Source organism: Ectothiorhodospira sp. 9100, from assembly GCF_022227565.1.
Classification (GTDB): domain Bacteria; phylum Pseudomonadota; class Gammaproteobacteria; order Ectothiorhodospirales; family Ectothiorhodospiraceae; genus Ectothiorhodospira; species Ectothiorhodospira marina.
In genome coordinates this window covers 1-10409 of sequence record NZ_JAJNAN010000069.1, presented here as the reverse complement: position 1 = coordinate 10409, position 10409 = coordinate 1, and the positions used below count along the sequence as shown (strand labels likewise).

At 62.3% G+C, this 10409-nt stretch carries 13 protein-coding genes; 6 read left to right on the top strand and 7 right to left on the bottom strand.

All coding sequences use genetic code 11. The features are described from left to right. Positions 1–175 precede the first annotated feature (175 nt). Genes hemW through rph form a run of 3 tightly spaced genes read right to left on the bottom strand, consistent with a single transcriptional unit; the run spans position 176 to position 2699 of the window. Positions 176–1336 (bottom strand): radical SAM family heme chaperone HemW, encoded by a 1161-nt coding sequence (hemW, locus tag LPW29_RS14220; protein ID WP_238628554.1) that lies wholly within the window; start codon positions 1334–1336, stop codon positions 176–178. Positions 1337–1349: 13 nt separating this feature from the next. Beyond that, the gene (gene rdgB / locus LPW29_RS14215; protein ID WP_238628553.1) at positions 1350–1952 is read right to left on the bottom strand and encodes an RdgB/HAM1 family non-canonical purine NTP pyrophosphatase; all 603 of its coding nucleotides are present in this window, start codon (positions 1950–1952) and stop codon (positions 1350–1352) included. Positions 1953–1982: 30 nt separating this feature from the next. Beyond that, positions 1983–2699, bottom strand: a complete 717-nt coding sequence (rph, locus tag LPW29_RS14210; protein WP_238628552.1) for a ribonuclease PH — start codon at positions 2697–2699, stop codon at positions 1983–1985. Between the two features lie 200 nt (positions 2700–2899). Here rph and LPW29_RS14205 point away from each other — a divergent pair, with 200 nt between their 5' ends. Further along, the gene (locus LPW29_RS14205) at positions 2900–4219 is read left to right on the top strand and encodes a pilus assembly PilX family protein (RefSeq protein ID WP_238628551.1); all 1320 of its coding nucleotides are present in this window, start codon (positions 2900–2902) and stop codon (positions 4217–4219) included. Between the two features lie 63 nt (positions 4220–4282). Here LPW29_RS14205 and LPW29_RS14200 read toward each other — a convergent pair whose 3' ends face one another. Then, positions 4283–4768 carry a retropepsin-like aspartic protease family protein gene (locus LPW29_RS14200; RefSeq protein ID WP_238628550.1) on the bottom strand — a complete coding sequence of 162 codons (486 nt, stop codon included), beginning with the start codon at positions 4766–4768 and terminating at the stop codon, positions 4283–4285. Positions 4769–5171: 403 nt separating this feature from the next. Between LPW29_RS14200 and LPW29_RS14195 the strand changes: the two genes are divergently transcribed. Beyond that, positions 5172–5636, top strand: a complete 465-nt coding sequence (locus LPW29_RS14195; RefSeq protein ID WP_238628549.1) for a YbjN domain-containing protein — start codon at positions 5172–5174, stop codon at positions 5634–5636. Between the two features lie 56 nt (positions 5637–5692). On the opposite strand, the gene LPW29_RS14190 is transcribed toward LPW29_RS14195, so the two are convergent. Further along, positions 5693–6943 (bottom strand): GGDEF domain-containing protein, encoded by a 1251-nt coding sequence (locus LPW29_RS14190; RefSeq protein WP_238628548.1) that lies wholly within the window; start codon positions 6941–6943, stop codon positions 5693–5695. 253 nt (positions 6944–7196) lie between these two features. Between LPW29_RS14190 and LPW29_RS14185 the strand changes: the two genes are divergently transcribed. After that, positions 7197–8342, top strand: coding sequence for a Fic family protein (locus LPW29_RS14185; RefSeq protein ID WP_238628547.1), 1146 nt, complete (start codon positions 7197–7199; stop codon positions 8340–8342). Between the two features lie 208 nt (positions 8343–8550). On the opposite strand, the gene LPW29_RS14180 is transcribed toward LPW29_RS14185, so the two are convergent. Both LPW29_RS14180 and LPW29_RS14175 read right to left on the bottom strand, forming a co-directional pair. After that, on the bottom strand, positions 8551–8904 hold the full coding sequence (locus tag LPW29_RS14180; RefSeq protein ID WP_238628546.1) for a type II toxin-antitoxin system HicB family antitoxin: 354 nt from the start codon (positions 8902–8904) through the stop codon (positions 8551–8553). Then, entirely contained in the window at positions 8901–9158 is a 258-nt protein-coding gene (locus LPW29_RS14175) for a type II toxin-antitoxin system HicA family toxin (RefSeq protein ID WP_063463796.1), read from the bottom strand. The genes LPW29_RS14180 and LPW29_RS14175 overlap by 4 nt, the downstream gene beginning before the upstream one ends. Positions 9159–9193: 35 nt before the next feature. Here LPW29_RS14175 and LPW29_RS14170 point away from each other — a divergent pair, with 35 nt between their 5' ends. The 3 genes from LPW29_RS14170 to LPW29_RS14160 all read left to right on the top strand — a co-directional run. Continuing rightward, a complete protein-coding gene (locus LPW29_RS14170) occupies positions 9194–9358 on the top strand; it encodes a hypothetical protein (protein WP_238628545.1) in 165 nt (54 codons plus the stop codon). Between the two features lie 491 nt (positions 9359–9849). Beyond that, positions 9850–10248 (top strand): hypothetical protein, encoded by a 399-nt coding sequence (locus LPW29_RS14165; protein ID WP_238628544.1) that lies wholly within the window; start codon positions 9850–9852, stop codon positions 10246–10248. A 32-nt stretch (positions 10249–10280) separates the two neighbouring features. Further along, on the top strand, positions 10281–10409 hold a 129-nt coding region (locus LPW29_RS14160), incomplete at its 3' end, for a MerR family transcriptional regulator (protein WP_238628555.1).

The window sequence follows — 10409 nt, the reverse complement described above, 5'->3', positions numbered from 1 at the left end:
CTCGGAATTGCTCTGGTCTCCCTTCCCCCCCCAGGGGAGAGGGGCTCGGAATTGCTCTGGTCTCCCTCCCCCCCAGGGGAGAGGGGCTCGGAAATGCTTTGGTCTCCCTTCTCCCCTCAGGGGAGAAGGGCCGGGGATGAGGGGAGAGCGGTGGGCACAATCCCCCCAACATCCATCACCCTTCCAAAAACATCCCCACTAGATCATTCAGATACCGCCGCCCCAACTCCGTTGCCACCAGCCGATCCTGACAGTCCGCCAGCAACCCCCTCTCCACCGCCCGGCCACGGGCAGGCTCCAGGATCTCTGGCTTCAGCCCGGTGTGCGCAACAAACATCTCCACCGTGACCCCCTCCCTCAAGCGTAGCCCATTGAGCATGAATTCAAAGCCCGTATCCGCCACCGTCAGCGCGCGCTCCCCGGCCACCGCCGAGCCGCTCCGGGCACCCTCCATGTATGCCTGGGGTTGACGCTGCTTCCAGCGACGGAGAATGCGCCCCTCGTCAGTCAGCGTGAGCTTGCCGTGGGCGCCGGCGCCGATGCCCAGGTAATCGCCGAAGTGCCAGTAATTCAGGTTGTGGATGCATTCCCGCCCGGGCAGGGCATGGGCCGACACTTCGTAATGGGCATACCCTGCCGCCTGGAGTCGCTCATCCCCCGCTTGCTGCATATCCCACTGGGTGTCTTCATCGGGCAACGTGGGCGGCGGATGGGTCGCGAAGCGGGTGTTGGGCTCCAGGGTCAGCTCATACCAGCTCAGGTGTTCGGGGCGCAGCGTCAGGGCAGTGTCCAGATCCTGCAGGGCCTGAGCCAGGCTCTGCCCCGGCAACCCGAACATCAGATCCAGGTTCAGGTTGTCAAAGCCCGCCGCCCGGGCCGCTGCCACGGCCCGATGGGCCTCATCCCCGGTATGAATCCGCTCCAGCCGCTGCAGCAGCCCATCATCGAAGCTCTGCACGCCGATGGAGAGCCGGTTCACCCCGGCCTCGCGATAGCCCCGGAAACGGTCTCGTTCCACTGTGCCGGGATTGGCCTCCATGGTGATCTCGATCCCCGGGCGGCAGGTGAGCCGGGCGCGGATGGCGCTCAACAGACCGTCGATGGCCTCAGGACTGAACAGGCTGGGGGTGCCTCCGCCCAGAAAAATGCTCTCCAGCCGCCGCCCCCACACCCGTGGCAAATCCGCCTCCAGGTCTGCAATCAGGGCATCCACATAATCGGACTCGGGGATGGACACCGCCGCATGGGAATTGAAGTCACAGTAGGGGCACTTGCGCACGCACCAAGGCAGGTGAATGTACAAGGACAACGGCGGCGAGGGGTGGGAGGCGAACATCAGGCCATCCCGGTCAGTTCGGGCCCGACAGGGCCTCCAGTCGGGCCAGGAAGGCGCGCAGTGCCTGCCCCCGGTGACTGCGGCGATTCTTCTCATCACTGCTCATCTGCGCCGCCGTCATGCCCAGCTCGGCATCCAGGAAGATGGGGTCGTAACCATGCCCGCCCTCACCGGCGGGCCCGGGTGCGATCATGCCCTCCCAGCTGCCTTCGGCGATGATGGGTGAAGGATCCTCGGCGTGACGCAAAAAGGCGATCACGCAGCGGAACCGGGCAATGCGACCCGAGGCGGGGATCTCCCGCACGGCCTTGAGCAGCTTGGCGTTGTTGTCCCCGGCCGAGGCGTTGGGGCCGGCATAGCGGGCGGAATAGATGCCCGGAGCGCCGTCCAGGGCGTCCACCTCAATGCCCGAGTCATCGGCCATGGCGGGCAGGCCGGTATGGGTGGCGGCGTTCCGGGCCTTGAGGATGGCGTTCTCCACAAAGCTCAGGCCCGTCTCGTCGGCCTCGGGCACCTGAAAGTCCGACTGGGGCACCACCTCATGCCCGCTTTGGGCCAGCAGTTCGGCAAATTCCCGAACCTTGCCCGGATTACCGGTGGCCAGCACGATCTTCATGTTGAACCTCTGGTCTGGATAAGGGGGACCTTACAGTGCCAGCGCTGCCTGCTGCGCGGCAATGATCTCGCCGATGCCCTTCTGAGCCAGTTGCAGCATGGACTGCAACTCCTCCGGACGGAAGGCGTGGCCCTCGGCCGTGCCCTGCACCTCGATGAAGCCACCGGCCTCGTTCATCACCACGTTCATGTCGGTCTCGGCCTCGGAGTCTTCGGGGTAATCCAGGTCCAGCACCGGCGTGCCCTTGTAGATGCCTGCCGACACCGCAGCCACGCTGCCGAACAGCGGGTTGCGCTTGATATGCCCCTTGGCCTTGAGGGCCGCGATGGCGTCCACCAGGGCCACGTAGCCGCCGCTGATGGAGGCAGTACGGGTGCCGCCGTCGGCCTGGATCACGTCGCAGTCCACGGTGATCTGGCGCTCGCCCAGGGCCTCAAGGTTCACCGCCGCCCGCAGGCTGCGGCCGATCAGGCGCTGGATCTCCACGGTGCGACCGCCCTGCTTGCCCCGGGCCGCCTCGCGGGGCACCCGATCATGGGTGGCCCGGGGCAGCATGCCGTATTCCGCTGTCACCCAGCCGCGTCCCTTGCCCTTGAGAAAGGGGGGCACCCGCTCACTCACCGACGCGGTGCAGATCACCCGGGTATTGCCGTACTCCACCAGCACCGAGCCTTCGGCGTGGGAGGTGAACCCTCGGGTAAAACGGACGGTTCGCAATTGATCCGGGGCGCGGCCGCTGGGTCGCATGGGGTGCTCCTGTTGGGAAATGGTGGGAGAGTATAACCGTCTTGGCGGGTTTACGTCGGGCAGTCGCCCGGGCTGTTTCCGACCGGCTCGAATTCACTCCCAGGGCAATCGCGCAAAATTTGAACTGTTACGCTGTTTGTCGGCTGTATTGGCGCTTTAATCGGCAAGATTCATCGTCGATACAAGGATAGGAGATCCTCATGCGCTACAGACCCGTCAAGGAACAGGGAGCAGTCCTGATCGTTTCACTGGTCATGCTGTCACTGGCCACGCTGATCGGCGTGAGTGGGATGAGTTCGGCCCATCTACAGGAACGCATCGCCGGCAATCAGAAACAGGGCACGGATGCGTTCATGGCGGCGGAGACGGGGGTGGCTGAGGTGCTCACCACGTCCCAGTCCATGTACAAGAATCTGAACCGACTGGATCCTGACGTGTTGGTTGAAGATCTTGACGGCATGGGCCCTCATGATGTCTCTGGCGAGCATCCGGCCCAGTGGTGGATCGCCGAGACCCCCGAAACCCATGGCAGCGCAATGACCGTGAAGGTAGTGGGTGGTGTGGGTAACACCGCCGCTCAGCGCACCCTTCAGATCACCCTGAATACCGGCCTTGGAAGGCCTCATCCTGAGGGGGCCTATCATTGTTTTGGTGCTGCGTGTGCTTTGGACGACGATGATGATGTCGATGTCCAGAGCGACAGCTTTGACTTGCTCTTTGACGGCCGGGTCTGGCCGCTGCCAAGCAGTGATGATGGCTATGTCTGCACCTCGGGCACATGCCCCGACAATCCCCCCGAAAACTTGCCAGAGGCGTTAGCCGAGACGCCTTCTCTTGCAGGGCTCTACCTGGTGCTGGGAGACACGGGCAGCACTGAGGAAGGGCCGCGTTCAGTCGAAACCACGTCGGAGCGGATCCATGGCGAACCCGCTCCCATCATGGTGAGTGAGGGGGTCAGCACGGGGGGCGGCAACCCTTCCGGCACAAGCGCAAGCGACTGGAAGGATTACGTGGACCAGCTCCTGACGCACCCGGAGCGAAAGCACGTGCAGCTTGATGCTGATGGGGGGCCATTGATCAACGACCGTTCCCCCACCGAGTATGGTGGTGCGGTGGACTCTGTGTACGTTCAGGACTTCATGGGCAACCGCGAGTCCCCGGGTATTTACCATGTGAAAGGGGGGGGCAGCGTCGGTGTGAGCGGGGATGTGCATGGGGCGGGCATCCTGGTGATCTCCGATCAGGTCACACTCCACCCAGGCGAGGGTATGTCGATTACCTTCGAGGGTCTGGTGATCCTGCTCGAAGGCGCGCACTTGAATGCGGACAAGGCCTCAGTGAACATCTTCGGCTCGGTGATTTCCCTGGCCGGTGGCGATGGCAACTTATTCGACGACCTCTCAGGCAACATCAACATCCGCTACAGCCCCGAAGCCCTGGACAATCTGCGCGAACGCGGCCTGTGGGACGCTGCCTTCGAACATCCACAGATCACCGCCTGGCGAGAGTTGATGCGATAAAATGGGGACAGACACCTTTTCCGCTCGCGGAAAAGGTGTCTGTCCCCATTTTATGTCCCCATTTTATCGCCCCTGAGGTGGCTGCAAAACCATCGTGGACCCACGAATCTGAATATCGAAACGGCCCAGGTAGCTCATCCCCAGCAAGGCATAATCCCCCTCCAGTCCAGGAGTGATGGCCCCACGTACGCTGCGGGCCGAGAGATCCCCCAGCCTCACATCATCCAGCGTGGTGAGGTGCCCCTGAACCCGGCCATTGGCCGTATTGAACATGGCCCGGTGTTCCCTGGGCAATCCCAACCGCTCAGCCAGGTGCGTGGGGATGGCGACGTAGGTGGCGCCGGTATCCAGCAGGAAATCCACCGGCTCCCCGTTGATTCGGCCGGTAGCCACGAAATGGCCGGCCCGATTGCGCTCCAGCGTGATGTTGCCACTCCCGTCGCCAAGGCTTTGCACCAGGTGGGTATTGGGATTACGTTGCCCATCCAGCACCCCCTGATACACCCACGTGCCCGTGCCCAGGGCCAGCACCCAGAACAGGGTTAACATGATCAATCCAGCCCGACGGCCGGGGGGCGATTGGTTCATCAGCTGAGCCTCGTACGTTTAATCCCACATCTAACTTCTCATGCATCGCGGTGCTGAGGCAGCCTCCGATGATGAAAGATAATGGGAGGGATGCACCAGTGAGAGAAGGGAGTGACTGGAGCTGAACTTTGGTTCTTTCACGATAAACGTTGGAGTCCGGCCCCTCTCTGGATGTTCCCCACCGCGGCGAAGGCTCTTCAGGGCTCGACTGCTGGAGAGATCCTTCATTCAGACACGTGGGCGATGCGGCTCGGGAGGTGGCGGTACGTTGGCCGCCTGAGGTGAATCGGGTAAAGTGCGGTACAGGTCAACGGGGCCGGTACGGCCTGCGGGGCCGGAATCCAGTCATGATGTGAGGTCAGGTATGTTCAAAAGTGTGTTGGTAGGGGGCTTTCTGGCCCTGGCAGTGAACTCGGCAGGGGCCGCCGATCTGGTGGATGCCACAGATCCGGAGCAGATCTTGAATCTGGCCCGGGGCTATGGCTCTGCCACCCTGGATACCGACGGGGTGGGAGACCCGATGATCACGGGGCGCATGGATGGCACGCGTTATTCCATCATGTTCTTTGGGTGCTCGAACAACCGGAACTGCAAGACCCTCCGATTCAGCACCGCCTGGGCAACCGACGGCGAATATACCCTGGCGGACATGAATGACTGGAACGAAAGCTATCGTTTCGGTAAGGCTTACCTGGACGATGATGGCGACCCGGTACTGGAGATGAACGTGAACATGCTCTACGGAGTGAGCCGCGGGAATCTGGACGACACCATCGACTGGTGGCGCGTAGCTTTGACGCAGTTCAAAAGCGAAGTGCTGAATCAGTAGACGAAAAAGCACAAAAAGGGGGCAGATTTTTTTATCTGCCCCCTTTTTGAATGTCGTTATTCCGCCGCACACACCTGATTGCGTCCGGCTTGTTTGGCGGCATACAGCGCCTGATCGGCCGCCTTGATGACGGTTTCAGGATCCGGATGGTCCTGGCTGCGTTCAGCCACGCCCATGCTGATGGTGACCGACACCTTTTTGCCCTTGCCTTGCCCACGTCTTGCCCGACCCTCCCGCTTGCTACCCGGCCGGGATGATTCGTCGCGAACGGCGATCTCGTAGGCTTCGATGGCTTCCCTGACATCTTCCAGATGAGGAATACACTGCTCCACCGTCTTGCCGGGAAAGATGATGGTGAACTCCTCGCCGCCGTAGCGGTAAGCGCGCCCCCCACCGCTGACCTTGCGCAGTTGGGCTGCCACCACCCGCAGCACCTGATCACCCAGGTCATGCCCGTGGGTGTCGTTGAATTTCTTGAAATGGTCCACGTCGGTCATGGCGATGGTATAGCGACGGCCCAGACGCTGCAGTCGTTCGTTGAGGGCGCGACGACCGGGCAGGCCGGTCAGGTCATCGCGGAACGCCATCTGGAAGGATTCATGAATCACGGCGATGGCCAGAATCAGCAGCAGGGTGGCAGTGAACACGGGCACGGCATAGGTATGGAACAGTTGCGGCAGCATCCAGCCGATGCCCGCCAGGGTGATCCACTGCCCGGCCCATTGGGGGCTCGGCCGACGTAGCAGAAAGAACCCCATGATGCCCAGGCACAGCACCAGGCTCCAAAAGGAAAGCTGAGGCATGCCATAGGCGTCCCAGTGCAGCGCAGGCAGATAAATGGTCAGCAGCAGATCGGCCATGTTTTCCGGATCATTCATGGCGAGGAAGACGGCGATTCCCGCCAACCCCCCAAAGGCTGCCAGTCGCAGCAGCAAATCCATCACCAGGTGATAGCGTTCGGACCAGAAGGCATTGGCCATGAACACCACGGGGATCAGCATTGTCATGAGCGCATAGCCCAGCTCAGGCAGTGGATCCGTACCGGGCGCCATGGCCATGGGTCGGATATGGAGCATGATGCCCAGATAGACCAGCAATACCAGAGCCACGCAGATGAGCGTGCGAGTGCGACCATAGAGAAAGGCCAGCACCCCCGCCAGTCCGCCCATCAGCCAGGGCAGTGCCTCCACCAGGCCCTGGGGGAGTTCCGGCAGCCAGCTGCCTTGGATGGCTGCGCCCATCCCCAAAGCCAGTAACACGGGCGGAAGCAGGATGAAGATGAGGGTTTTCAGATGTGATTGGATCATGGTCGGTTCAGGTGAGCGGGAGGAGCCGGATACTGCATGTTATGCCAGAAGGTCCGGCGTGGGGGGATGCAGCGCTGAAGTCCGTTTGAGCGGTCAAGGGTCAAGAGTGCCTGTCCCTATGTGTGTGTGTGTGTGAGCCATGCTTGTCTGCTGAGCCGAAAAATTCCAATATTCGGCTCATTCAGAGAGCGGAAAACGTATACTCCCGCTCTTTCGTCTTTCCTGGAGTCCAGGCTTGCTCCACCAGGCGCCCATGTGGATTTGGCAACACCCCGATTGGCCCCGCTTCACCTGGCAAGTGGCTGAGGTCCAGCCTCGGCTGCAGAAGTGCTGGAAGGATCTTGGCATCTTGCTGGGTCGTTCAGGGTCCCTGTGGACCGCAGATGACCCGGAGACCGGGGCGAGGGCCGCACTGGACACGTTATTACAGAACATCGTCACGTCCTCGGCCATCGAAGGAGAGCGCCTGAACGTTGCGTCGGTACGCTCGTCGCTGGCCCGGCGCCTTGGTGTGGAGGAGCCTGGTGAGCCTCCTTCACCGCGATCCGAAGGCCTGGCAGAGCTGATGCTGGATGCCACCCTCAAACCGGACTCACCGCTGGATGCAGAAAGATTATTCCAATGGCATCGATGGCTGTTCCCTGATGCGGACGCCTCTCTGACCACACTGCGCCCCGGCCAATGGCGTGGGGTGGAGCCGATGCAGGTGGTGTCCGGCCGCATCGATCGCCCCAGGGTGCATTTTGAGGCCCCACCCCGAGAATGCCTGGAGCGCGAGGTTGACCGGTTCCTCGATTGGTTCGAGTGCAGCCGCCATGACCCCGGGCTGGATCCCCTCGTGCGGGCCGGTCTGGCGCACTTCTGGTTCGTGACGCTGCATCCGTTTGAAGATGGCAACGGGCGTATTGCCCGGGCCATCGCCGATCGCGCCCTGGCGCAGGCGGACCAGCAAGGGATTCGCCTGTATGCCATGTCCGTAGCCATCCTGGAGCGGCGAGCCGATTACTATCGCCATCTCGAAGAGAGCCAGCGTGGAACGCCGGACCTGACGGACTGGCTTATCTGGTTCCTGGACACCCTGGATGCCACGTTGCTGAACGTGCTGGATCAGGTGGAGCGGACACTGGCCAAGGCCCGCTTCTGGCAGCGCTTCGGGGCGGCTGGCCTACTCCCCGAGCAGGTAAAGGTGCTGGACCGGCTGCTTGAGGGAGGAGAAAGGGGCTTTGAACAAGGTATCAGCGCCTCGCAATACCAGAAAGTAGCCAAGGTCAGCAAGGCCACCGCCACACGCCACCTTGCCGGTCTTGTCGAGAAGGGCTGCCTGGTGAGGCTACCTGCAGGAGGCCGAAGCACTCGCTATCAGGTGCCGGAACCGTACCGCCAGGACGAGGGGGAATAGGGCGCCACTCGCCCCGGTGGATGCCTGTTTCAAACCGGCGCGCTGCTGATCCCCAGCCGCTCCCGGACCACGAACCACAGCCATACAATCCACAGAAGATCAAGAGTGCCTGTCCCTTTCTCCTGCCGTCAAGCGGGGAGGCTGGCGCCGATCGCTACAGGCTTGTGAAGCGGTAGTTTAAAAACTACAGTCTGTCGTTCGGTGCGCATCAGTGGCTTGGGTGTGATCCGGTCTCGGCGGCGCGGGCGATGGCATCGGCGGCCCACTGGTTCAGGCTCTTGCCGGATGCCTGTGCGGCGATGCTGGCCGCAGCATGCACTTCGGGCGGAATGCGCAGCAGCACACGGCCGGATGCCGGCTTGAGTGGTTCGCGACCGGTAGCGCGGCAATCCTCCAGGTAGTGATCGACGGCCACATGGAAGGCATCGGTCAGCTCGGCGACACTCTCGCCGTGGAAGCTGATCCGGTCGGCGATCCCGAGCACATGGCCGACGAACACCTCGTCCTCGGCGTCGAACTCGATGCGGGCGGTGTAGCCCTGATACTTGAGCACATTGGTCATGGCTTGATTCCTCTCTCGTCCAGCCAGGCGCGCACGTCCTCGACCTGATACTTTTTTGCCTCCTTGCCGGGGTGCGGTCGGTGCAGGTAGAGGCGGCCGCCGTCGCCCAACTCGAAGGCAACGCGTGACCCATCGCCTTCGCGCACCTCGCCGCCCAGGGCAACCACAAGCGCCTCAATCTCCGCAAACACGATCCCGCTGGCTGTGGGATGGCGGTAGACAGCCGCCAGGGTCTTGCGGTGCTTGGTTTTCATCCTGCCATGATATCCTGGAGTGATATCACTCGGCAATGGACTACACCGGGCGGGCCATTGACCCGAAAAAGAAGGGTGCCATTGACAACACACTGCCTCCGATCCTGCAGCGGCTGGGCCTCACCCCGGATCAGTGGCTGGAGCAGAGTACGCGGTTTGAGGCCGTGTACCGGCGGCAGCGGCGACGATCAGCGGCCTGACGGGCTTCCCCGAACGACTCCCCATGCTGCGGTGATGTGCCGAGGATGGCCCCTGGGCGCCGTTCAGGTGTCGGGGAAGAGATCGGGGGAAATCGGGTGCTGACAGCGAGCGGTTCAAGACCGGGAAATGGGGGAGGGTGGTCGTTGACATCATCGGTAGGGGGCGAACAACCGACCGAAATGGTCAAGAGTGCCTGTCCCTTGCCTCCCCGTTGCCAGCAGATATCGGTGACCGACACCCCTTACTACCACGTCGTCTCGCGCTGTGTGCGGCGTACCTTCCTGTGTGGACAGGATCATGCCACTGGCAAGAGCTATGAACACCGCCGGCAATGGATCGAAGATCGGATCCGGCTGCTGGCCTCCCTGTTCGCCGTGGACATCGCCGCCTACGCGGTCATGTCCAACCATTATCATCTGGTGGTCAAGCTGGAGCCGACGCACGCCGAGCGGTGGACTGATGACGAGGTGCTGCGGCGCTGCTCAGTTGCATGGCCTATGTGGATCTCAACTCGGTGCGGGCCGGGATCGCGGCCACCCCGGAGGAATCGCAGCACATCAGCATCCGGGAACGGATCACGCCCCGGTTCAACCTGGCTCAGGCCGTGCGCGAGCAGATGCAGATGGATGCCCTGCTGCGGTTCGACGGCAAGGTGAAACCGCTGCTGCATTTTGAGGGGGGCTGCGTGCAGGCCGAGCAGACCGGCATTCCGTTCGCCTTCGAGGATTACCTGGCCCTGGTGGACTACACCGGGCGGGCCATCGACCCTAGGAAGAAGGGTGCCATTGCCAACGCGCAGTCGCCCATTCTGCTGTTTTCGCCTGGTTGCATACGCGGTCCCGGGGCAGGTGGTCGTGCTATCCTCGTGGGGCTCGAGCAGTTCACTTGAAGCCTACTCATAACTTATCTATGCTTTCCAATATGAAAAGATTGGTAAGCATCGGCGAAGCTGCCAAGGCGCTGGGCGTGTCCATTACGACACTGCGCCGCTGGGAGGCATCGGGGAGGTTGGTGCCTGAGCACACAGCGGGCGGCCATCGCCGTTACGAC

Coding starts and splice junctions, on each gene's coding strand:
- LPW29_RS14180 (WP_238628546.1), bottom strand. CDS start 8,904: ATGACCAATGTGCTCAAGTATCAGGGCTACACCGCCCGCATCGAGTTC.
- LPW29_RS14190 (WP_238628548.1), bottom strand. CDS start 6,943: ATGATCCAATCACATCTGAAAACCCTCATCTTCATCCTGCTTCCGCCC.
- hemW (WP_238628554.1), bottom strand. CDS start 1,336: ATGTTCGCCTCCCACCCCTCGCCGCCGTTGTCCTTGTACATTCACCTG.
- LPW29_RS14205 (WP_238628551.1), top strand. CDS start 2,900: ATGCGCTACAGACCCGTCAAGGAACAGGGAGCAGTCCTGATCGTTTCA.
- LPW29_RS14175 (WP_063463796.1), bottom strand. CDS start 9,158: ATGAAAACCAAGCACCGCAAGACCCTGGCGGCTGTCTACCGCCATCCC.
- LPW29_RS14200 (WP_238628550.1), bottom strand. CDS start 4,768: ATGTTAACCCTGTTCTGGGTGCTGGCCCTGGGCACGGGCACGTGGGTG.
- LPW29_RS14165 (WP_238628544.1), top strand. CDS start 9,850: ATGGCCTATGTGGATCTCAACTCGGTGCGGGCCGGGATCGCGGCCACC.
- rdgB (WP_238628553.1), bottom strand. CDS start 1,952: ATGAAGATCGTGCTGGCCACCGGTAATCCGGGCAAGGTTCGGGAATTT.
- LPW29_RS14170 (WP_238628545.1), top strand. CDS start 9,194: ATGGACTACACCGGGCGGGCCATTGACCCGAAAAAGAAGGGTGCCATT.
- LPW29_RS14185 (WP_238628547.1), top strand. CDS start 7,197: ATGTGGATTTGGCAACACCCCGATTGGCCCCGCTTCACCTGGCAAGTG.
- rph (WP_238628552.1), bottom strand. CDS start 2,699: ATGCGACCCAGCGGCCGCGCCCCGGATCAATTGCGAACCGTCCGTTTT.
- LPW29_RS14195 (WP_238628549.1), top strand. CDS start 5,172: ATGTTCAAAAGTGTGTTGGTAGGGGGCTTTCTGGCCCTGGCAGTGAAC.